An 18800-nucleotide genomic window follows, 5' to 3' on the forward strand; every position below is an offset into this window, starting at 1 on the left:
GGGCCGGAACCATGCGGGCCCGGCCCCACGAGAATTGCGCGGGCCAACGCCCTTACTGATTGCAGTGATCACCCCGTTGGTCGGCATCACCGTGACCAGGCATCTTGCGAAGCGCCTGGTCACGCAGCTCGGGGGTGCCGACCACGAGTCGGCCAGCGAAGAACGCGTCAACGTCCATCAGAGATCACCTCCTCTCGGTCGACCTCCACCCTCGACCAAGCGGGCATGGTTGCCGGAGGGCATTCAGTAGCCCCGTCCACGGCAATCTGGACGATGGTGGCGAGGGGGTGACAACAAGAACTCGCGGAACAGGTCGTCGTCGACCGTGACTCGCGAGTTCTGCTTCAACTTGTGTGACCGTAGTCACCATCGGGGGCACTTAGGATCGTCCAGTGCCGTGCATCGAGCTCACGACGGAGATCCCGGCGAGGCCGGAACAGTGCTTCGAGCTGAGCCTGTCCGTCGACGCGCACCGGTCGTCGATGTCCGACTCGGGCGAGCGCGCCGTCGCTGGTGTCACCTCAGGTGTGATGCGCCTCGGAGACTCGGTGACCTGGAAGGCCCGCCACTTCGGGCTGCCGATCACGATGACCTCGGTGATCAGCGAGTACGCCGCTCCGAACCGGTTCGTGGACGAGCAGGAGTCCGGCCCGTTCCGCCGGTGGTGGCACGAGCACCGATTCGAACCGATCGCCGGCGGCACGCTGATGACGGATGTCGTGGAGTTCGAAGCGCCCGTCGGGGTGGTCGGGCGGGTGGCGAATGTTCTCGTTCTCACTCGCTACATGACGAAGCTGTTGGAGCGACGGAACGCGTGGCTGAGGGATGCCCTGCCCAGTCCTGAGGCGTAACGGCTCGGGCGTGCCGCGACGTGTTTCCGCGTTCGACATCGACGTCTGACGAACCGCGGCTACTCTCGGCCGAGGTCTCGGCTGGCGGAGTGGAGCTGTCATGGGTGGTCAGGTTGAGGCGACGTGGACAGTCACGCTCATCGCGTTCATGGCGCTGTGGTGGGTGCCGACGATCGTCGCGCTGGTCCTGATCGGCCGAAGTATCGCTGCCCGGGGACGCATGAGTGGGCTGGACGTCCTCGACATCGTGATGGTGCTGGTCTTCAGCTGGGCTGGTGCCCTGGTCTACTTCCTCATCGCGTTCCTGCGACACCGCCAGGAGTCTGAAGCCGAGGTCGCTGCGTTGCCGGCGATCGTGGAGAGCGAGACGACCTTGCAACGGGTCGATGAGGCGTACGCTCGGGCCTGGGCCGAAGCGCGCACAGCGGCCGACGATGACCTCATCGAGGCGCTTCACCAGGCGAAGCTCGGACCGAGCTGGACCGAGCCGGGCCGGCCGCGCGCGGATCTGCTGTTCGCCATCTGGCGGGCGGGCGCGACACCACGGTCGGCCTCGCGGCAGCTTCGTGAAGCCCTCGGCACCCGGTCGGGGCGTGCCAGCGCGTAGAGCGCTGAGGTGCTTGACCCGGGCGGGAACCAGGAGAACTCTGGAGGGATGACTAGCCGTGCGGTCGATGACTCACGTTCGCTGCTGACGCTCGGCCGGGTGGACTCGGTGCGGGTCCAGGTCGGTTATCGGGCGAGCCCCGACGATCGGGTGGATCGGCATTACCTGCTCGATCTGTCGGTCCCGGAGCCGGAGGGCGAGGACGTGCTCGAGGAGAGGGCGATCCTCGCCGCACTGGAGCCGGTCCTGTACGCGAGGGCCGACGCGCGTCGCCACTACTCCCTGCACCAACACCGATGGCACACCAGCTGGGGCGCGAGTCCGGGCGCCCTGGAGTTCGGACTGCTCGTGGACACCGGGCCCCGGACCACGGCCCTCTCGGAGGCGTCGTACGACGGCGTGACCCGCGCCTTCCGGGACGTGATGGAGGTGGTCGGTCAGCCGGAGCGGACGCCGACCACACGGGAGTCGGCGGTCCAGCGCTCTCGAAGCGCGGCTGCGACGGCGTACGCCGTGGACCCGGACGCCCTGTCGCTCCGCGCGGAGGAGCACCACCCGGCAGACGACTCCTGGACGCTCACGCTGCGCTCCACCGCGGGGGATGAGTACGACGTGGTGGTCGGCTTCGTCGACGGGTACGCCGGTTCGGTGTCGGTGCGGCACGCACACCGCATCGAGGCGGCCGACTCCATCGGCCCCGAGTGACCTGGCGCCATGGGGCCGAGCTGCCGGCTCAGCTGTCGAGCGGGAAGCGTACGTCGGTGAGCTCCTCGGACACGGCCCACAGCCGCTGCTGGGTCGCCAGGTCGTAGGAAGCCGGGCTGGAGGTGACCAGCTTCGGGTAGCCGCGGATCTCGCCGCGGCCGCTGGGGCCGTAGTACTGACCGCCGAGGACGGCGGGGTCGGTGGCGGCGCGCAGGGTGGGCAGGGCGCCCATCGCGGCCGACTGGGCGAGCAGCGGCCCGACCAGGGCGAAGGGCACCCGCAGCGCGGCGGGGGAGTTGCGGGCGAGCTCGGTGTTGGAGCCGCCGGGGTGGGCAGCCACCGCGACCGTGGTGCCGTGTGGGGCGAGCCGGCGCTGGAGCTCGTAGGTGAACATCAGGTTGGCGAGCTTGGCCTGACCGTACGCGGCGACGCGGCTGTAGGAACGCTCCCACTGCAGGTCGTCGAAGTGGATGTCGGCTCGGATGCGGTGGCCGACGCTGCTGACGGTGACGATCCTCGAGCCCGGGACGGTGAGGAGCTGGTCGAGCAGCAGGCCGGTGAAGGCGAAGTGGCCGAGGTGGTTGGTGCCGAACTGCATCTCGAAGCCGTCGGCGGTGGTCTGCTTCGGCGTGTACATCACGCCGGCGTTGTTGATCAGCAGATCGATCCGCGGGTGGCTCGCGCGCAGATCGGCCGCCGCGGATCGGATCGACTCCAGGGAGGCCAGGTCGAGGACCTGGACGGTGACGTCGCCGTCGATGCGCGCCGCTGCCTGCTTGCCCTTCTCGACGTCGCGTACGGCCATGACCACCTGGGCGCCGCGCTCGGCGAGCATGCGCGCCGTCTCGAAGCCGAGGCCGGTGTTGGCGCCGGTCACGACCGCCACGCGGCCGTGCTGGTCGGGGATGTGCTGTTCGGTCCAGGTCTCGCTCATTGCCCACTCCTAAGGAACCATCGGTCTGTTATGACATCGAATTTAAGAGACCGGCGGTCTAATGTCAAGGGACCGGCGGTCTTTAAGTTAGTCTGGGGCGATGACGTTCCAACGGGCGCGAAGCGATGAGCAGCGGGAGATCCGCCGCCGGGCGATCCTCGACACCGCGGTGGCGATGCTCGACGAGATGCCGGTGGCCGAGCTGAGCCTCAACGAGCTCAGCCGCCGGGTCGGTCTGGCCAAGTCGAACGTCCTGCGCTACTTCGAGTCGCGGGAGGCGGTGCTGCTCGAGCTGCTGGACGACTTCCTGGGCAGGTGGCTCGACGAGCTGGGGGAGGAGCTGGCCGCCGGCATCGAGGCGGACGCCCCGCCGGAGGTACGCGCCGGCCAGCTGGCCGAGGTCCTCAGCCGGTCTCTGGCGGAGCGGCCGGTGCTGTGCGATCTCGTCGGCGCCCAGGGTGGCGTCCTCGAGCACAACGTCTCCGTCGAGGTCGTCAAACGTCACAAGCGCTCGTCGCACGCGAAGCTCGAGACGATGGTCGAGCTCGTCCGGCGTCACCTGCCCGAGGTCGGTGACGGTGCCCAGACGTTCTGCCTGATGAGCCTGATCTCGGCGGGTGCCCTGGCGGCGTACGACCCGCCACCGCCGAGCCTGCTCGCCGTCTATTCGGACGAGCCCGACCTCGCCGTGCTCCACCTGGACCTGCGTGAGGCTCTGCGGACCTCGTGCACCGCGGCGCTCGTGGGGGTGCTGCCTCGCGCCTGAGCGCCGGTCACAGCCAGGGCCGGCGTCCGGGGCCGGTCGGGTGGGTGCCGGTGACGCCCATGACGACGGAGTAGAGGCTGGTCTCCGCGGTGATGAAGAGGCGGTTGCGCTTGGCGCCGCCCCAGGAGATGTTGGCGACTGCCTCGGGGACGTTCAGGCGGCCGATGAGGGTGCCGTCGGGGTCGTAGCAGTGCACGCCGTCGTTCATCGCGGCGACCCAGAGGCGGCCGCCGTCGTCGAAGCGGATGTTGTCGAAGCGGGCGTCGTCGCGGGCTCCGGCCTCGGCGAAGACCCGCTCGTCGGAGAGGGTGCCGTCCTCGCGTACGTCGAAGACCCAGATCCGGCCGGCGCGGGTGTCGGAGACGAAGAGCTGCCGCTCGTCGGGGGAGAAGACCAGGCCGTTCGGCGCACCGAAGCAGTCCGCCGCCAGGCTCACCTCGCCGGTGGCCGGGTCGATCCGGTAGACGTTGTTGGCGCCGATCTCGCTCTCGGCGCGATATCCCTCGTAGTCGCTGGTGATGCCGAAGTCGGGGTCGGAGAACCAGATCGAGCCGTCCGACCTCACGGTCGCGTCGTTGGGGCTGTTCAGCCGCTTGCCCTGCCAGCGGTCGGCCAGCACGGTGATGGTGCCGTCGTGCTCGGTCCGGGTCACCCGGCGGTTGCCCTGCTCGCAGGTGATCAGCCGACCCTCGCGGTCGAGTGTGTTGCCGTTGGTGTGCCCGGCAGCGCGACGGAAGACCGACACGTCGCCGGTCTCCTCGTCCCAGCGCAGCATCCGGTCGTTCGGGATGTCGCTCCAGACCACCTGGCGCCAGGCGGGCACGTAGATCGGCCCCTCGGCCCAGCGGCAGCCGGTGAACAGGACCTCCAGCGCCTCATCGCCGTTCATGCACCGTCCGGTGCGGAACCGGTCATCGAGCATCTCGTACAGGCCGGGGCGCTCACCGCTCATCGAACCCACTCCTCTTCCTCAACCGAGCCGAACGTGAATCGGCCATAACCGAAGACTGCAAGATGAGGTACGGTCGTGGCAAGATATTTCCGAACGGAGATGCTGTGGATCAGATCGACCGTGAGCTGCTGGCCGAGCTCCAGCGCGACGCCACCCAGTCCTATGCCGCGCTGGGTCAGGCCGTCGGCCTCTCCGCCGGCGCCGCCCACGAGCGCGTACGCAAGCTGCGCGAGGCGGGCGTCATCCGGCGCACCAGCGCCGAGGTCGACCCGGCCGCCGTGGGCAGCGGCGTCCTGGCGTACGTCATGGTCGAGTCGACGTCCTGGATGGGGGACTCGGCGGAGGCGTTCGCCGCGCTCCCGGAGGTGGTGGAGGCGCACGTCATCGCGGGCAGCGCGTCGGTGCTGGTGAAGGTCAGGACCGCGACCACCGAGCAGCTGCAGGACGTGCTGCGCCGGATCTACGCGATCGACGGGGTCAGCGGGACGCAGGCGACCGTGGTCCTGGAGACCTTCTTCGAGCGCCCGCTGTCGCCGCTGACCCCGGGTCCGGCCTGAGCTCAGGCGGGCACCTTGTCCAGGAACCCGCGTACGTCCCGGATCCGCTGGTCCGCGTCGACGACGACCACGTCGAAGCCGACGACGACCGGCTCCGCGCCGGCCGGGCCCAGGCCCCACTGGAAGCGGGCCTGCTGGTGATGGCTGTCGACGGCCCCCACGGGGGTGAACACGAAGCCGGGGAACTGCCCGCGTACGGCCCGGATGGTGGCGGCGACGGCCTCGCGGCCCTCGACCTCCGCGAGCGGGTCGACGTAGACGCAGTCGGCGGACCAGTGCGTGGCCAGCAGGTCGGTGAGCTCCTCGTCGGTGGCGTTCCAGGTGTCGAGGTAGCGCGTCACGATGTCGTTCATGGTGTCTTCCTTCTCTCGGATCGGGTTGCCAGGAGAAGATTCGCCGCCACCGGGTGCGCCGGTCGATGACCTCCGAGGTCATGGCCGACCCGATGCGCGCTTGGCTAGCCTCGTGGCCGTGATCTCAACCGCGACGTCACCGTCATCGTCGGTCGGCAGCGAGCTCCGCCGCTGGCGTGAGCTGCGGTCGCTGAGCCAGCTCGCGCTCGCCACCCAGGCCGAGGTGAGCACCCGGCACGTGAGCTACGTCGAGAACGGCCGAGCCCGGCCGACGCCGGAGATGATCGTGCGGCTGGCCGAGGTGCTGCGGGTGCCGATGGCCGAGCAGAACCGGCTCCTGCTCGCCGGCGGGTTCGCGCCTCGCTACCCGCAGCGCGCCACCGACGACGACGCGCTGGCCCCGGTGATGGCCGGTCTGCGCGGCTTGCTGGACGCCCATGCGCCGTACCCGGCCCTGCTTCTCGACGACGGCTGGGACGTCGTCGATGCCAACCAGTCGGTCGACGCGCTGCTCGTCGGCTGCGACCCGAGCCTGCTCGAACCTCCGCTGAACGTCATCCGGCTCTGCCTGCACCCGCGCGGGATCGCCCCGCGGATCCGCAACCTTCCCGTCTGGCGTGCCCACCTGCTCCATCAGCTCGGCCGGCGCATCACGCACACCGGTGGCGACCCGGCGCTGGTCGCGCTCCGGGACGAGGTCACCGCCTATCCCGCCGACGGTGAGCCGCCCGCCCGGCCGCTGGCCGACCCGGTCGTTCCGCTGGAGATCGACATGGGTGGTGACACGCTCCGCTTCTTCAGCGTCGCCAGCCAGATCGAGAGCGCCTCCGACGTGACGCTGCACGGTCTCCACCTGGAGACGTTCGTCCCCGCCGACGACCGGACGCGGCGGCTGCTCAGCCCTTGACCAGCCGCATCGTCTGGTGCGACAGCACCCGGCTCACCGCGGGCAGCCGGGAGATGGTCCCGAGGATGAGCGCTTCGTACGCCTCGGGGTCGGCGACCTGCACGCGCAGGTAGTAGTCGGGCTGGCCGAGCATGCGGCGCATCTCGGTGACTTCGGGGATGGCGACGGCGGCGGTCTCGAAGTCCTCGATCGTCTTGCCGTCGTTGACGGCGATGTCGATCGCGACGATCACCTCGAACCCGCGTCCGCCGCTCTTCGGGTCGATGCGGGCGTGGTAGCCCTTGATCACCCCGTCGCTCTCCAGGCGCTGCACCCGACGCAGGCAGGGAGCCGGGGTGAGGCCGACCCGTCGCGCCAGCTCGGCGTTGCTCAGTCGGGCGTCGTCTTCGAGCTCGGCAATGATTGCTCGATCCAGGTCGTCGATCGCATGATCATTGCGCATGACGGCACTTTAGCAGCGTCAATGGGCAACCCATGAACGTCTGAACTTTCCTAGGCTTGCGGCATGCAGGTCATGGAGATGGAGACAGCGTTGCGGGAGCCCGCGAGCACCCGCGAGCAGTTCGCCGCCGGGTGGCGGACCGTGCTTCCGGCGTGCGTCGCCGTGGTGCCGTTGGGGCTCGCGCTCGGCGTGCTCGTGGTCCATTCCGGGCTCGCCTGGTGGTGGGCGCCGGTGCTCGGCGCGATCGTGTTCGCCGGAACGATGGAGTTCCTGCTGGTCGGCCTGCTGGCCGCCGCGGCGCCCCTGGCGCAGATCGCCGTCAGCACCCTGCTGGTGAACTTCCGCCACGTCTTCTACGCGATCTCGTTCCCGCTCCACCGGGTGCACGGCTCCGGCTGGAAGGCCTACAGCACCTTCGCGCTCACCGACGAGGCCTACGCGGTCACCGTCACGCCGGAGTCCGCCGGGTGGTCGCGGGCGCGGATCATCGGCATCCAAGCGTTCTTCCACGTCGCCTGGGTGCTCTGCGTGGCTGCCGGCGCCGGCCTCGGCTCGCTGATCCCGCCGCAGGTGGTCGGGCTCGAGTTCGCCGTCACGGCGCTGTTCGTCGTGCTCGGGCTCGAGGCGTACAAGGTCCGTCGGTCGCTGCCGATCCCGGCGCTCGCGCTCGGCTGCGCGCTCGTCGCCGCCCTGATCTCGCGGGAGAACATGCTGCTGATCGCGATGGGCCTGTTCGTCGCCGCGATCGTCGGTTCGTACGTCCTCGCCGCCCGCAGGAGCCGCCATGACTGATCCCTGGTACGTCCTGTCCGCCATCGCCGTCTCCGCGGCCGTCACCTGGGCGCTCCGTGCGGTCCCGTTCGCGATGCTGGCGCCGCTGCGGCACAGCGCGCTGATGGCGCACATCGGCGAACGCATGCCCGTCGGGATGATGGTCATCCTCGCCGCGTACACCCTCCGCGACACCGATCCTGCCGCCTTCGCCTCCGCCGGTCCGGCCGTCCTGGCCCTCGCACTCACCATCGGCCTGCACGTGTGGCGCGGCAGCATGACGCTCAGCATCTTCGCCGGCACCGCCGCGTACGTGCTGGTCACCTCGGTCCTCGCGGTCTGAGCCGGCCCGAGTCGGCCTGAGCTGGCCTGGCGCGGAACGTACGCTTCCTGGTGTCCGACATGTCCATGGAGGAGTTCACATGACAGAGCAGACGATCCCCGAGCCGGTCGCGGCGTTCATCGAGGCCGTCAACCGGCACGACGAGTCCGCGTTCCTCGACGCCTTCACCGAAGGCGGGGCGGTCGACGACTGGGGCCGTGTCTTCACCGGACGCGATCAGATCAAGGGCTGGAGCGACGACGAGTTCATCGGTGCCCACGGCACCCTCGCCGTCGAGGAGGTCGAGGCCGCGGATGGCACGGTGACCGTCGTCGGTGACTGGCGCTCCACCCACGCCAACGGGCGCTCGAAGTTCGTCTTCGACGTCGACGGTGACCGGCTCACCAGGATGACCATCCGCGAAGGCTGAGACCCGGCGTCGGATCGGGGCTACCGTGACCCGCATGACCGGAGAGAACGAGGCCAGGAAGTCACGCCAGCGAGGTGACGGGCGCAACGGGTTCGAGCGTTTCGTGGAGGTGGTGACCTCCGTGGTCAGCCACGCGCCCTTCTTCTATGTGATCGTGGCCGTCCTGCTGGTGTGGGCGGTGAGCTTTCCGTTCTGGTCCTCGAGCACCAAGTGGGAGCTCGCCGTGCACACCGGCTCATCGGTCCTCTCGCTGCTGTTGCTGGTGCTGCTCCAGAACGCCGGGCGACGCTCGGAGGAGGCTTCTCACGAGAAGCTCAACGTCATCGCCTCGGCCCTCTCCGATCTCATGGAGTCGCGGGCCCGTGACGACGAGGACCTCGCCGAGTCGGTGCGCATCCTGCGCCAGGCCGTCGGGCTCGAGGAGCGGCACTGATCCGACGGCCGCAGGGGCCCGGCGCTAGTTGATGATCTCGGCGTCGTCGCCCATCGCGGCGAGGCGGTCGCGCCACAGCTGGAGGGCCTCAGGTGCCAGCCGGGTCCAGTCGGCGACCTCGGCGACGATCCGGAGCGGCGCTGTGCTGCGGTAGGAGCGGGTCGGGTTGCCCGGGAACTTCTTGTCCGTGACGTTGGGGTCGTTCTCGAACTCCCCGGTCGGCTCGACGCGATACACCCGCGGTTCCCCGTCTCCCGCGGCGAGCTCGGCCGCGAGGCCCGCGCCGTCGGGCAGCGCGGTGAAGTAGATGTGGTTCATCACCACCTCGGGCCGGTAGTTCGACCGGAACCCTGCGGTCAGATGGTCTCCGACCCGCAGGTCGGCCTTCGTGCCGTGGTAGAACGGCCCCTCGTCCAGCGGTTCACCCATGCCCGCAGGCTATCCGCCCCGTTGTCCCTCGGCGCGGTATTCGATCAGGTGGCGTGCACGATCTCGACACCGAGCGCCGAGACCTGCTCGACGACGTCGTCGGTCGGGTCGGCGTCGGTGATGACGCCCGCGACCTGGCTCCAGGGGAGCACGCGGTAGGGGGAGGCGGTGCCGATCTTCTCGGAGGAGGCGAGGACGTACGTCTCGGCGGCTCGCCCGGCCAGGGCGCGCTTCATCGCGGCGTCCTCGGCGTCGCCGGTGGTGAGGCCGGCCTCCGGATGGACGCCGGTGACGCCGAGGAGGCAGAGGTCGGCGGAGACGTTCTGGGCGGCCTCGACGGCCGCGGCGCCGCAGGCGACGGCGGAGTGCTTGAAGACCCGGCCGCCGAGCAGGAAGAGGTCGGCGCTCGGGTGCTGGAGGAGGGCCGAGGCGACGGTCGGGCTGTTGGTGATGACGGTGCACTCCAGGTCCGCCGGGAGCGCTCGGGCGACGGCGAGGGCGGTGGTGCCGCCGTCGAGGATGAGCGTGCTGCCGGGACGTACGAGGCCGGCGGCGGTGGCGGCGACGGCCCGTTTGGCGTCGGGCTCCACGGTGTGGCGGGCGGTGTAGTCGACCACCGCCGGGGAGACGGGGAGCGCGCCGCCGTAGACCCGCTGGCACAGCCCCTCCGCGGCCAGGTCACGAAGATCTCGACGGATGCTGTCCTCCGAGATGCCCAGCTCGCTCGCGGCGTCCTTGGCCACGATCTTGCCTGTTTCCTCCAGAAGACGCAGGAGATGAGCGCGGCGTTGCCCAACCAGCATGCACGTTCCTTTCTGTTCTTGCACATTATTGCATGTACGCTGCGGCCATGACGACAGCGAAAGCCGAAGCGCGCCCGGGCATCGATGTCCCGGACCATCGCGGCCGCACCGGCCTCGACCGCGCCGGATGGGACCTGGCCGGCAACCCCGACGTCGTGGTCCGCGACGTCGAGCTGACCTCGCAGGGGTGGCACGTGCTCAGGCGCACCACCTTCGACTACCGCCGCAGGGACGGGCGCTGGGAGACGCAGCAGCGCGAGACGTACGACCGCGGGAACGGGGCCGTCCTCCTTCCCTACGACGTCGAGCGCCGCACCGTCCTGCTGACGCGGCAGTTCAGGTATCCGGCCTACGTCAACGGCCACCCCGACGGTCTCCTCATGGAGGCAGCTGCGGGGCTCCTGGACGCCGATGACCCGGTCACCGCGATCCGGCGGGAGAGTGCCGAGGAGCTCGGGATCAGCCTGGCGGACGTCGACCATGTCTTCGATGCGTACATGAGCCCCGGCTCGGTGACCGAACGGCTGCACTTCTTCGCAGCGGCCTACTCGCCGGCGAGCCGTACCGGTGCCGGAGGAGGAGTCGCCGACGAGGGCGAGGACATCGAGGTGCTCGAGCTCGACTTCGCCGAGGCGCTCGCGATGACCCGCGACGGCCGGATCATGGACGGCAAGACCATCATGCTCCTGCAGTGGGCTGCCCTCGACGGGCCGTTCGCCGGGGCCTGAGGGTCCACCTCGCCATGGCGTCGTGATGGAATTCAGAGGCGCGGCTCCACAGCGGAGGCCGGTGCGGGAAGGGTGAGGATGACCGGTTCGTTCTGGTGGGACCTGGCGATCGGGGTCGCCGCAGCCCTGGTCCTGACCTGGATCTGCCTCGTCGTGGCCCTGCTCGTCGTCCGCCCGCGCGGCGATCTGCTGCGCGAGGCGCTGCGGATCCTGCCGGACGTGGTGCGGCTGCTCCGTCGGCTCGCGGCCGACAAGACGATGCCCCGCGGCGTACGGATCCGGCTCGGGTTGCTCATGGTCTACCTGGCTCTGCCGATCGATCTGGTGCCCGACTTCATCCCGGTGCTGGGCTACGCCGACGACGCGATCATCGTCGCCGCCGTCCTGCGCAGCGTCGTCCGCCGGGCCGGGATCGACGCCGTACGGTCGCAGTGGCCGGGCACCGAGGACGGGTTCGCGGCGCTGGTGCTGATCGCCGGGCTCGACCGCTCGGTCAGTCGTGGAACCGGGCGCCCTTGACGATGCGGTCGACGGCGTTGCGGGGGCCGCGTAGGGCGATGCCGACGAGGTCGAGGTCGTCCGCGCGGACCGCGGCCACGGCCGCTCGGTTGGCCTCGTCGTTCCCGGTGCCGAACAGCTCCCGGGTGTAGACGGCGAGGGAGACGTCGTCCCGGGCGGCCGCCTTCCCGCGGGCCCTGGCCAGCAGGCCGGAGTCGGCGCTCATCACCATCACCGGCTGGCGGAGCATGGGCAGATACTCGATGTCGTCGCCGTCGCGGTAGGCCTCGCCGACGAGGCCGGGGGAGCTGGTCGCGATCCCCGACATCAGGAACGCGGTCACGTTGAGCTCCTGCCAGGGCTCCAGATCCTCGTTGAGCACGACCACGACCTTCGTGTCGAAACGTGGTGAGGTCGCCGGGTCGTCGGAAGTCAGCTGTGCCGTCATGCTCGAAGTCTCCGTCGTCGCCCGCAGCGAGGTCTTGTACGTTTCTTGCATGGTCGATCACGTGCGCGCCTGGCACCCCGCGGTGCCTTCGCTGCGCGAGGTCTACCACGCGAGGTTCGACCACTCCTACCCGATGCACACCCACAACGACTGGGCGGTCATGTTGGTCGACGACGGGGCGGTGGCCTACGGCCTGGGTCGCGCCGACCACCATGCCGTTCCCGGTGCCCTGACCCTGCTGCCGCCCGGGGTGCCGCACGACGGTCACTCGGCGATCGAGGGGAAGGGCTACCGCAAACGGGTCCTCTACCTCGATCCGGACTGGCTGCCGGCGACCGCGCAGGGCCTTGCCGTCCGCCGACCGACCCTCGCGGCGACAGCACCGATCGCCGCTGCCCGGAAGGTGCACGCGGCGCTGCAGGACCCCGGTGACCTGATGGCGGCCGAACACTGGCTGCTGACGGTCCGCGACGAGGTGCTCACGCACCTCGGAAGCCCCGCGCCGACGCTTCGCGACGCACCGCTGGCCCGTCGTCTGCGGGCGCTCCTCGACGACCGGCTGACGGAGTCGTTCACCATCGCCGCGGCCGCCGCCGAGCTCGGCACTCACCCCAGTCATCTGGTGCGGGTGTTCTCGCAGACCTATGGCATCGCCCCGCATCAGTACCTCGTCGGTCGCCGTGTCGATCTCGCCCGCCGGCTGCTCGTGGACGGCCACCGGCCCGCGGAGACGGCCGCGCTGGCCGGCTTCCACGACCAGGCACACCTCACCCGCCACTTCCGCCGCATCCTCGGCGTGACCCCGGCGGCCTTCGCCTCGCCGCGGCCCACGCAAACCGGGTGCGTCGCTCCGGCTGTTGGTGCTGAATAGGCGCATGCCTTCCTCGCCCCGCGTCGTCGTCTGCGGTCCTGCTTCCTGGAACCACCTGATCGGCCTCGACCGTCTGCCCGAGCCGGTGCCGCACATGCAGTTCGCGCGGCGGTCGTGGCACACGATCGGTGGCACCTCGGCGGGCAAGGCGCTGCACCTGGCCGGGCTCGGCATCGACGTACGTCTGTGGTCTCCCGTCGGCGCCGACGAGGACGGCGCGCGGCTGCGGGAGCGGCTCACCCGTGCGGGCGTCGTCGTGGAGGCGATCGCCAGCGAGCAGACCGAGCGGCACGTCAACCTGATGGCCGACGGGGGTGGCCGGGTCTCGCTGTACGTCACCACCCCCTCGACCCCGTCCGCGGAGGCGGTCGAGGCGGCGGTGAGCGCGGTCGCCGCGGCCGATCTCGCGGTGATCGACCTGAGCGAGCTCGGCCGGCTGGTGCTCGAGGCGATGCCCTCGCCGCGGACCCCGCTGTGGATGGACCTGCACGACTACGACGGCGCCACCGCGTTCCACGAGCCGTTCCTGCGCGCGGCCGAAGGCGTGTTCATGAACGACGACGGCACCGAGGACCCCTGGGGGCTGATGGCCTCGTGCCTCGACCGCGGTCCCGGCCTCGCGGTCTGCACGCTCGGCGCCAAGGGCGCGATCGCGCTCGAGGCCGACGGGACCCGGCACGAGGTGGCCGCGTCGCCGGCCACGGTCGTCGACACCAACGGGGCCGGCGACGCCTTCATGGCCGGCTTCCTGGCCGCGCGGCTGCGTGGGGAGACGGTGGATGTCGCGCTTCGAGCCGCCGCCGACCAGGCCCGGGTCGCGATCGAGACCGAGCACCTCCACCCGACCCTCGCTCGGTAGGCCGTCCGCGCTCAGTCGGGCGGAGCGAGTCCGGTCAGCATCACGTCGAGGAGCAGGTCACGGTCGGTTCCGTCGCCCAGGCGAACAGCGTGCTCGACGCCGCAGACGAGGCGTTGGACGTGGCTGGTGGTGATGTCGGCACGAACGACGCCGTCGCGGACGGCGGACTCGAGGGCTGTGTCGGCGAGGCGGAGGAGCTCCTCGCGGAGCTCGCGTGCGGCCGGTGAGACCTCCTCGGACAGGAGGATCGCCTGGAGACCCTCGTGCTCGACCTGGAAGAGCGCGGCGCTGCGTACGAAGGTGGTGAAGGCCTCGCCGGGATCGGGGAGGGCGGCTGCAACGCGTGCCTGCGCGACCAGCTGCTCGAGCGCGTCGAGGTTGAGCGCCTCCACGAGTGCGTCGACCGTGGGGAAGTGGCGGTAGACCGTCGCGACGCCGACCCCGGCCGCGCGTGCCAGCTCGTTGAGGCGCAGCTCGGTCACCGGCCGCTGGCGAGCGGTGTCGAGGATCTTGGCGCGGGAGCGGGCGGCGTCCGAACGGAGCGAGGACATGAGACAGATCCTACCTGATTCGGATGGATTATCCGCTTTGGGGTATCTTGAAACGGATGATCTATCCGATTGAAGGAGCACTCATGACCTGGGACCCCACTCGCCTGCCCGATCTGCGCGGGCACGTCTACGCCGTCACCGGCGCCACCGGAGGAATCGGCTACTTCGCCGCCGAACAGCTCGCCTCGGCCGGCGCCGAGGTGGTGCTCGCCTCCCGCTCGCCCGAGAAGATCGCCGTCGCCGCGGCGGCGATCCGCGGGCAGGCTCCGAACGCGGTCACCAGCGCGGTCGCGTTCGACCTCACCTCCCTCGCGTCGGTCGCGGAGGGCGCCGAGCAGCTCGCCGCGTTGCCGCGGCTGGACGGGATCTTCCTCAACGGTGCCCCGATGCAGCTCGGCCGGGGGACGACGACGGACGGCCTGCCGCTCATGACGGGCGCGCACACCGTCGCCAATTTCGGCCTCGTCGCCCGGCTCCTCTCCGAGCGGGCTGCCGGGGCCGCCCACCCGCTCCGGATCGTGCACGCTTCCACAGGGTTCGTGCGGCGTTTCCACCTGGACGTGTCCGACCCACGGGCGACGCCGCGCACCGGCATCGCCGCGTACGTCAAGGCCAAGACGCTCACCGAGATCTTCGGCTACGAGCTCGACCGCCGGCTCCGCGCAGCGGGACTGCCCGTCGCCTCGATCCTCACCCACCCCGGGGTCGGCGTCGACGCGAAGACGCCCCACCGCGCCGGGATCCGGGACGGCAGCGTCGGCTACCGGCGCAACCCGTACACGCCGTGGGCGCAGGGCAAGGACGCTGCGGCCTGGTCCGGCGTGCGCGCGCTGGTCGACCCGGACGCGGTCGGCGGCGACTACTTCGGTCCCGCGAAGATCGCCGGCCCTCCCGTACGCCTGGCTCCGCTGCCGCACACGATCGACCCGGGCACGGAGGTCGTCGCGCGCGTCTGGGAGGCGCTCGAGGAGATGGCCGGCGTGACCTTCGGTCTGTCCTCCGCGGGAGCTCAGAACGGGTAGCGCGCCGGCTCACCCCGCATGGTGATCCACCGGGTCTCGGTGAACGCCTCGATGTTCGCCTCGGCGCCGCCGAACCGGGACCCGGTGCCGGAGGCGCGTACGCCACCGAACGGCGCGTTGGCCTCGTCGTTGACGGTCTGGTCGTTGATGTGGACGATGCCGGTCGGGATCTGCTCCGCGACCGCGAGGCCGTGCATGACGTCCTTGGTGACGATGCCCAGGGACAGGCCGTACTCGCTGGCTCCCGCGAGCTTGATCGCGTCCTCGACGGACTCGACCTTGGTCACCGGTGCGACCGGGCCGAAGACTTCCTCAGCGAACGCCGGCGCGGTGATCGGGACGTTCGCCAGGACGGTGGGCCGGTAGAAGAGGTCCTCGTAGGTGCCGCCGGCCGCGATCTTGGCGCCGGCGTCCGCCGATGCCGTGACCAGGCCGTGGATCTTGTCGCGCTGGCCGGCGTCGATGACGGGGCCGAGAGCGACCTGGTCGGTGGCGGGATTGCCGACCGGCAGGTGGCCGGCCTTCTCGGCGAGGGCCTCGACGAAGTCGTCGTAGATGCCGGCAGCGACCAGGTGCCGGCCGGTCGTCATGCAGATCTGGCCCTGGTGGAAGAACGAGCCCCACGCTGCCAGGTTGACGGCGGCCTCGACGTCGGCGTCATCGAGGACCAGCAGCGCGGAGTTGCCGCCGAGCTCGAGGTGGGCACGCTTGAGGTGCCTGCCGGCCAGCTCGCCGATGCGGCGCCCGACCCCGGTCGAGCCGGTGAACGAGATGACCCGGATGTGGGGATCCGTGACCAGTGCTTCGCCCACGTCGGCGCCACCGGGCAGCATCTGGAGCACGCCCGCGGGCAGGCCCGCCTCCTCGAAGATGCGGGCCATCAGGGTGCCGCCGGTCACGGCGGTGCGCGGGTCCGGCTTGAGGATCACGGCGTTGCCGAGGGCGAGGGCCGGGGCGACCGAGCGGATGCCGAGGATGATCGGCACGTTGAAGGGCGCGATGACGGTGACCACCCCGGCGGGCATGCGGCGGGCCATCGACAGCCGCGGCTGTTCGGACGGGATGACCTCGCCGATCGGGCGGCTCGGGAGGCTGGCGGCCTCGTAGCACTCCTCGGCCGCGACGTGGAGCGCGAACCCGGCCATGCCGGGCACGGCACCGACCTCACGGACGTTCCACCCGGTGATCTCCTCGGCATGCTGGTGCCACAGGTCGCCGGCGCGACGCAGGACGGCGGCGCGTTCCGGGTGCGGAAGTGCGGCCCAGGTGAGCTGGGCCTCGGCGGCCGCCGCGGCGGCATCCGCCACGTCGGCCGCGGTGGCCAGACCCATCCTGCCCAGCTCGGCGCCGGTGGCCGGTTCGACGACTGCGTAGTCGCCTCCTTGCCCGGGTTGCCAGGTTCCGGCCTTGAGGATGTTGCCGGACCAGTCGACGGAGTCGAGAACGGACATGGTGTGCTCCTTGGTGTCGGGTGGTCAGTTGTCGGGGTGCGCAGGCACGGTCAGCAGGGCGAGCACGGCGATCACGGCTGCGCCGGCGAAGGCGTAGAAGCCCCACGGATAGGCGATGCCGGCGGTGAGGAGAGCGCCACCGAGGAACGGCCCGACGATGGCGCCGACCCGGCCGACGCCGGCGGACATGCCGAGCGCCGTGCCGCGGATCCGGGCGGGGTAGAGGTGGCTGACGAATGCGTAGACCAGCACCTGCGCGCTGAACACGAAGACTCCGGCGGCCAGCACCGCCCCGTACACCAGGAGGCTGTTCTCCATCTTGATCGACAGCAGGGCCAGCATCACCGCCGCGACGCCGAACCAGGTCACGACCGTCGGCTTGTTGCCCCGGGCGTCGGAGATCAGGCCTGCCAGGACAAGGCCGATCACCGCGCCGACGTTCAGGGTGAGGAGCAGACCGAGGCCGGCGTCGAGGGAGTAGCCGGCCTCGCCCATGATCGTCGGCAGCCAGGTGTTGAGGCCGTAGACCAGCAGCAGCCCGCAGAACGACGCCGCCCACAGGCCCAGGCTCACCCACAGCAGGCGGCCGCGTACGACCTCCGAGGGGCGGACCTTCTCGGTCTCGACGGTCTCCAGGTAGGCCTGCGACTCCGGGAGCTTCGCCCACATCACCGGGACGGTCAGCAGTCCGGCGACACCGCCGATCACGAACATCGCCTCCCATCCCAGCTTCGGGATGACCCACAGCGCCAGCAGAGCGGTGATCACGGCCCCCACGTGGTAGCCGGTCATCATCCGTGTCATGGCCGTGCCCGAGCGGCCCGGGCGGGCGTGCTCGCTCATGAAGGCCAGGGCTGTCGGCAGGCAGGCGCCGAGTCCCAGGCCCGCCAGGAAGCGCAGCGCGATGAACACCGTCGCGTTCGGTGCGAACGCGACCGCCAGCGTCAGCAGCGAGAACAGGGCGATGCTGCTGATCAGGGTCCTGCGTCGGCCGAACCGATCGGCAAGGGGGCCGATGGCCACGGCGCCGATGCCGACCCCGATCAGCCCGACGGTGGCCGCCGTGGTCAAGGACGCGCTGGTGAAGCCGAGGTCGCCGGTGCCGGCGAGGGTGGGGATCACTGCGCCGAGCACGACGAGGTCGTAGCCGTCGAGGGCGACGGCGAGCCAGCAGAGCATGACCGGCCAGAGGCTTCGGCTGCCCTCGGCGATGGTGTGCGATGTGGTTGCGGACACATTCATGGGACGAACCTAGGAGCGGTCATCCCTGTGAGCATCGACACAGCTTCCGTTCAGTGGAAAGCTGGCCGAAATTGTTCAGAGCCGACGCCCGATCGACTGCGCGGCCACGCGGAGCGCGCCGTACAACCTCTGCTCGCTCCCCTTGAGAGTGGGGACGACCAGGCCCAGGGAGGCGACCACCTCCTCGCGTCGGTGGATCGGGACGGCGATCGAGCAGGCGCCGAGGCTCATCTCCTCGTGGGTGGTGGCGTAGCCCTTGTCGAGCACCTGCCGCAGCTGCCTGCGGAGGGCGCCGGGCTGGGTGATCGTGTAGGGGGTGATCCGGGTGAGCGCGCCCAGCACGGCCTCCTGGACCTCGGCGGGTGCGTGCGCGAGGAGCACCTTGCCGACCCCGGTGGCGTGCATCGGCAGGCGCCCGCCGACCTTGCTCACGACCGGGACCGACTGGTTGCCGCGCAGCCGGTCGAGGTAGACCACCTCGATCCCTTCGCGGACGGCCAGGTGCACCGTGGCCAGGGTCGCGCCGTAGAGATCGTGGAGGAACGGCTCGGCGACCTGGCGCAGCCCGGTCTCGGTCGGTGCGAGGTGGCCGATGTCCCAGATCTTCCGGCCGATCACGTAGTCACCCGACGGCAGCCGCTCGAGCGCGCCCCAGCGGAAGAGCTCGCCCAGGAGACGATGGGTCGTCGCGAGCGGAAGGTCGGCGCGGGTGGCGATGTCGCTGAGCGACATCGCCCGGTGCTGCTCGTCGAACGCGCTCAGGATCGCCAGCGCCCGGCTGGTCACGCTCGTGCCGGCGTGTCGGCTGTTGCCCGCCATCGTCGTCTGCCTTCACCCCGTCGGATTCGACGCCATCATCCTCCTCGAC

The 18800-nt window shown here is 70.5% G+C and carries 26 protein-coding genes; 15 read left to right on the forward strand and 11 right to left on the reverse strand.

The genetic code is table 11. The annotated features are described in order from the left end of the window. Window positions 1–392: 392 nt before the first annotated feature. The 3 genes from ACWZJV_RS21460 (at window position 393) to ACWZJV_RS21470 (ending at window position 2163) form a co-directional block, all read left to right on the forward strand. Window positions 393–851: an SRPBCC family protein gene (locus ACWZJV_RS21460; RefSeq protein WP_457178533.1), complete on the forward strand. Its 459-nt coding sequence runs from the start codon at window positions 393–395 to the stop codon at window positions 849–851. Window positions 852–951: 100 nt separating this feature from the next. Next, window positions 952–1458, forward strand: a complete 507-nt coding sequence (locus ACWZJV_RS21465; RefSeq protein ID WP_457178534.1) for a hypothetical protein — start codon at window positions 952–954, stop codon at window positions 1456–1458. 48 nt (window positions 1459–1506) lie between these two features. After that, window positions 1507–2163, forward strand: coding sequence for a hypothetical protein (locus ACWZJV_RS21470; protein ID WP_457178536.1), 657 nt, complete (start codon window positions 1507–1509; stop codon window positions 2161–2163). Window positions 2164–2191: 28 nt separating this feature from the next. On the opposite strand, the gene ACWZJV_RS21475 is transcribed toward ACWZJV_RS21470, so the two are convergent. Then, window positions 2192–3097 (reverse strand): SDR family NAD(P)-dependent oxidoreductase, encoded by a 906-nt coding sequence (locus tag ACWZJV_RS21475; RefSeq protein ID WP_457178538.1) that lies wholly within the window; start codon window positions 3095–3097, stop codon window positions 2192–2194. 100 nt (window positions 3098–3197) lie between these two features. Between ACWZJV_RS21475 and ACWZJV_RS21480 the strand changes: the two genes are divergently transcribed. Beyond that, a complete protein-coding gene (locus tag ACWZJV_RS21480; RefSeq protein ID WP_457178540.1) occupies window positions 3198–3863 on the forward strand; it encodes a TetR family transcriptional regulator in 666 nt (221 codons plus the stop codon). A 7-nt stretch (window positions 3864–3870) separates the two neighbouring features. Here the strand turns inward: ACWZJV_RS21480 and ACWZJV_RS21485 are convergent, their stop codons facing one another. Then, entirely contained in the window at window positions 3871–4815 is a 945-nt protein-coding gene (locus ACWZJV_RS21485; RefSeq protein ID WP_457178542.1) for an SMP-30/gluconolactonase/LRE family protein, read from the reverse strand. 104 nt (window positions 4816–4919) lie between these two features. On the opposite strand from ACWZJV_RS21485, the gene ACWZJV_RS21490 reads away from it, so the two are divergent. Further along, entirely contained in the window at window positions 4920–5372 is a 453-nt protein-coding gene (locus tag ACWZJV_RS21490) for an Lrp/AsnC family transcriptional regulator (protein WP_457178544.1), read from the forward strand. Between the two features lie 2 nt (window positions 5373–5374). Here ACWZJV_RS21490 and ACWZJV_RS21495 read toward each other — a convergent pair whose 3' ends face one another. After that, the gene (locus ACWZJV_RS21495) at window positions 5375–5725 is read right to left on the reverse strand and encodes a nuclear transport factor 2 family protein (RefSeq protein ID WP_457178546.1); all 351 of its coding nucleotides are present in this window, start codon (window positions 5723–5725) and stop codon (window positions 5375–5377) included. Between the two features lie 118 nt (window positions 5726–5843). Between ACWZJV_RS21495 and ACWZJV_RS21500 the strand changes: the two genes are divergently transcribed. After that, window positions 5844–6632 (forward strand): helix-turn-helix domain-containing protein, encoded by a 789-nt coding sequence (locus ACWZJV_RS21500; protein ID WP_457178548.1) that lies wholly within the window; start codon window positions 5844–5846, stop codon window positions 6630–6632. Here the strand turns inward: ACWZJV_RS21500 and ACWZJV_RS21505 are convergent. Beyond that, on the reverse strand, window positions 6622–7074 hold the full coding sequence (locus tag ACWZJV_RS21505; protein WP_457178550.1) for an Lrp/AsnC family transcriptional regulator: 453 nt from the start codon (window positions 7072–7074) through the stop codon (window positions 6622–6624). The two genes, ACWZJV_RS21500 and ACWZJV_RS21505, sit on opposite strands and share 11 nt — an antisense overlap. A 63-nt stretch (window positions 7075–7137) precedes the next feature. Between ACWZJV_RS21505 and ACWZJV_RS21510 the strand changes: the two genes are divergently transcribed. From ACWZJV_RS21510 to ACWZJV_RS21525, 4 genes are all read left to right on the forward strand, one after another. Further along, complete coding sequence (locus tag ACWZJV_RS21510; protein WP_457178552.1) at window positions 7138–7866, forward strand: AzlC family ABC transporter permease; 729 nt, start codon at window positions 7138–7140, stop codon at window positions 7864–7866. Then, window positions 7859–8188, forward strand: a complete 330-nt coding sequence (locus tag ACWZJV_RS21515) for a branched-chain amino acid transporter permease (RefSeq protein ID WP_457178554.1) — start codon at window positions 7859–7861, stop codon at window positions 8186–8188. The genes ACWZJV_RS21510 and ACWZJV_RS21515 overlap by 8 nt, the downstream gene beginning before the upstream one ends. Window positions 8189–8267: 79 nt before the next feature. Next, window positions 8268–8597 (forward strand): nuclear transport factor 2 family protein, encoded by a 330-nt coding sequence (locus tag ACWZJV_RS21520; RefSeq protein ID WP_457178556.1) that lies wholly within the window; start codon window positions 8268–8270, stop codon window positions 8595–8597. Window positions 8598–8631: 34 nt separating this feature from the next. After that, a complete protein-coding gene (locus ACWZJV_RS21525) occupies window positions 8632–9030 on the forward strand; it encodes a low affinity iron permease family protein (protein WP_008358911.1) in 399 nt (132 codons plus the stop codon). A 24-nt stretch (window positions 9031–9054) separates the two neighbouring features. Here ACWZJV_RS21525 and arr read toward each other — a convergent pair whose 3' ends face one another. Together arr and ACWZJV_RS21535 are read right to left on the reverse strand one after the other, a co-directional pair. Continuing rightward, a complete protein-coding gene (gene arr, locus ACWZJV_RS21530) occupies window positions 9055–9459 on the reverse strand; it encodes an NAD(+)--rifampin ADP-ribosyltransferase (protein WP_008358909.1) in 405 nt (134 codons plus the stop codon). Between the two features lie 44 nt (window positions 9460–9503). Then, window positions 9504–10262: a DeoR/GlpR family DNA-binding transcription regulator gene (locus ACWZJV_RS21535; RefSeq protein WP_457178558.1), complete on the reverse strand. Its 759-nt coding sequence runs from the start codon at window positions 10260–10262 to the stop codon at window positions 9504–9506. 47 nt (window positions 10263–10309) lie between these two features. Between ACWZJV_RS21535 and ACWZJV_RS21540 the strand changes: the two genes are divergently transcribed. Together ACWZJV_RS21540 and ACWZJV_RS21545 are read left to right on the forward strand one after the other, a co-directional pair. Further along, entirely contained in the window at window positions 10310–10990 is a 681-nt protein-coding gene (locus ACWZJV_RS21540) for an NUDIX domain-containing protein (RefSeq protein ID WP_457178560.1), read from the forward strand. A gap of 78 nt (window positions 10991–11068) precedes the next feature. Next, a complete protein-coding gene (locus tag ACWZJV_RS21545; protein WP_457178562.1) occupies window positions 11069–11509 on the forward strand; it encodes a YkvA family protein in 441 nt (146 codons plus the stop codon). Here ACWZJV_RS21545 and ACWZJV_RS21550 read toward each other — a convergent pair. Continuing rightward, window positions 11484–11936, reverse strand: a complete 453-nt coding sequence (locus tag ACWZJV_RS21550) for a DUF2000 family protein (protein WP_457178564.1) — start codon at window positions 11934–11936, stop codon at window positions 11484–11486. The two genes, ACWZJV_RS21545 and ACWZJV_RS21550, sit on opposite strands and share 26 nt — an antisense overlap. Before the next feature lie 49 nt (window positions 11937–11985). Here ACWZJV_RS21550 and ACWZJV_RS21555 point away from each other — a divergent pair, with 49 nt between their 5' ends. Further along, entirely contained in the window at window positions 11986–12807 is an 822-nt protein-coding gene (locus ACWZJV_RS21555) for an AraC family transcriptional regulator (RefSeq protein ID WP_457178566.1), read from the forward strand. 4 nt (window positions 12808–12811) lie between these two features. Further along, window positions 12812–13666, forward strand: coding sequence for a carbohydrate kinase family protein (locus tag ACWZJV_RS21560; protein WP_457178568.1), 855 nt, complete (start codon window positions 12812–12814; stop codon window positions 13664–13666). An 11-nt stretch (window positions 13667–13677) separates the two neighbouring features. Here the strand turns inward: ACWZJV_RS21560 and ACWZJV_RS21565 are convergent, their stop codons facing one another. Then, a complete protein-coding gene (locus tag ACWZJV_RS21565) occupies window positions 13678–14217 on the reverse strand; it encodes a TetR/AcrR family transcriptional regulator (protein ID WP_457178570.1) in 540 nt (179 codons plus the stop codon). A gap of 83 nt (window positions 14218–14300) precedes the next feature. On the opposite strand from ACWZJV_RS21565, the gene ACWZJV_RS21570 reads away from it, so the two are divergent. Then, window positions 14301–15239 carry an SDR family NAD(P)-dependent oxidoreductase gene (locus ACWZJV_RS21570; RefSeq protein ID WP_457178572.1) on the forward strand — a complete coding sequence of 313 codons (939 nt, stop codon included), beginning with the start codon at window positions 14301–14303 and terminating at the stop codon, window positions 15237–15239. Here the strand turns inward: ACWZJV_RS21570 and ACWZJV_RS21575 are convergent. From ACWZJV_RS21575 to ACWZJV_RS21585, 3 genes are all read right to left on the reverse strand, one after another. Further along, window positions 15227–16690, reverse strand: coding sequence for a benzaldehyde dehydrogenase (locus tag ACWZJV_RS21575; RefSeq protein WP_457178574.1), 1464 nt, complete (start codon window positions 16688–16690; stop codon window positions 15227–15229). The two genes, ACWZJV_RS21570 and ACWZJV_RS21575, sit on opposite strands and share 13 nt — an antisense overlap. A gap of 24 nt (window positions 16691–16714) precedes the next feature. Further along, window positions 16715–17932: an MFS transporter gene (locus ACWZJV_RS21580; protein WP_008358891.1), complete on the reverse strand. Its 1218-nt coding sequence runs from the start codon at window positions 17930–17932 to the stop codon at window positions 16715–16717. Window positions 17933–18007: 75 nt separating this feature from the next. After that, window positions 18008–18751, reverse strand: coding sequence for an IclR family transcriptional regulator (locus ACWZJV_RS21585; protein ID WP_457178576.1), 744 nt, complete (start codon window positions 18749–18751; stop codon window positions 18008–18010). Between the last annotated feature and the right edge of the window lie 49 nt (window positions 18752–18800).

This window comes from Nocardioides sp. WG-D5 (genome assembly GCF_054031175.1).

Bases quoted from the DNA above. Each gene is read 5' to 3' on its own strand.
- ACWZJV_RS21485 (WP_457178542.1), bottom strand. From the start codon at position 4,815: ATGAGCGGTGAGCGCCCCGGCCTGTACGAGATGCTCGATGACCGGTTC.
- ACWZJV_RS21580 (WP_008358891.1), bottom strand. From the start codon at position 17,932: ATGAATGTGTCCGCAACCACATCGCACACCATCGCCGAGGGCAGCCGA.
- ACWZJV_RS21540 (WP_457178560.1), top strand. From the start codon at position 10,310: ATGACGACAGCGAAAGCCGAAGCGCGCCCGGGCATCGATGTCCCGGAC.
- ACWZJV_RS21545 (WP_457178562.1), top strand. From the start codon at position 11,069: ATGACCGGTTCGTTCTGGTGGGACCTGGCGATCGGGGTCGCCGCAGCC.
- ACWZJV_RS21535 (WP_457178558.1), bottom strand. From the start codon at position 10,262: ATGCTGGTTGGGCAACGCCGCGCTCATCTCCTGCGTCTTCTGGAGGAA.
- ACWZJV_RS21465 (WP_457178534.1), top strand. From the start codon at position 952: ATGGGTGGTCAGGTTGAGGCGACGTGGACAGTCACGCTCATCGCGTTC.
- ACWZJV_RS21480 (WP_457178540.1), top strand. From the start codon at position 3,198: ATGACGTTCCAACGGGCGCGAAGCGATGAGCAGCGGGAGATCCGCCGC.
- ACWZJV_RS21515 (WP_457178554.1), top strand. From the start codon at position 7,859: ATGACTGATCCCTGGTACGTCCTGTCCGCCATCGCCGTCTCCGCGGCC.
- ACWZJV_RS21585 (WP_457178576.1), bottom strand. From the start codon at position 18,751: ATGGCGGGCAACAGCCGACACGCCGGCACGAGCGTGACCAGCCGGGCG.
- ACWZJV_RS21475 (WP_457178538.1), bottom strand. From the start codon at position 3,097: ATGAGCGAGACCTGGACCGAACAGCACATCCCCGACCAGCACGGCCGC.
- ACWZJV_RS21575 (WP_457178574.1), bottom strand. From the start codon at position 16,690: ATGTCCGTTCTCGACTCCGTCGACTGGTCCGGCAACATCCTCAAGGCC.
- ACWZJV_RS21555 (WP_457178566.1), top strand. From the start codon at position 11,986: ATGGTCGATCACGTGCGCGCCTGGCACCCCGCGGTGCCTTCGCTGCGC.
- ACWZJV_RS21525 (WP_008358911.1), top strand. From the start codon at position 8,632: ATGACCGGAGAGAACGAGGCCAGGAAGTCACGCCAGCGAGGTGACGGG.
- ACWZJV_RS21505 (WP_457178550.1), bottom strand. From the start codon at position 7,074: ATGCGCAATGATCATGCGATCGACGACCTGGATCGAGCAATCATTGCC.
- ACWZJV_RS21550 (WP_457178564.1), bottom strand. From the start codon at position 11,936: ATGACGGCACAGCTGACTTCCGACGACCCGGCGACCTCACCACGTTTC.
- ACWZJV_RS21520 (WP_457178556.1), top strand. From the start codon at position 8,268: ATGACAGAGCAGACGATCCCCGAGCCGGTCGCGGCGTTCATCGAGGCC.
- ACWZJV_RS21470 (WP_457178536.1), top strand. From the start codon at position 1,507: ATGACTAGCCGTGCGGTCGATGACTCACGTTCGCTGCTGACGCTCGGC.
- ACWZJV_RS21570 (WP_457178572.1), top strand. From the start codon at position 14,301: ATGACCTGGGACCCCACTCGCCTGCCCGATCTGCGCGGGCACGTCTAC.
- ACWZJV_RS21560 (WP_457178568.1), top strand. From the start codon at position 12,812: ATGCCTTCCTCGCCCCGCGTCGTCGTCTGCGGTCCTGCTTCCTGGAAC.
- ACWZJV_RS21495 (WP_457178546.1), bottom strand. From the start codon at position 5,725: ATGAACGACATCGTGACGCGCTACCTCGACACCTGGAACGCCACCGAC.
- arr (WP_008358909.1), bottom strand. From the start codon at position 9,459: ATGGGTGAACCGCTGGACGAGGGGCCGTTCTACCACGGCACGAAGGCC.
- ACWZJV_RS21510 (WP_457178552.1), top strand. From the start codon at position 7,138: ATGCAGGTCATGGAGATGGAGACAGCGTTGCGGGAGCCCGCGAGCACC.
- ACWZJV_RS21565 (WP_457178570.1), bottom strand. From the start codon at position 14,217: ATGTCCTCGCTCCGTTCGGACGCCGCCCGCTCCCGCGCCAAGATCCTC.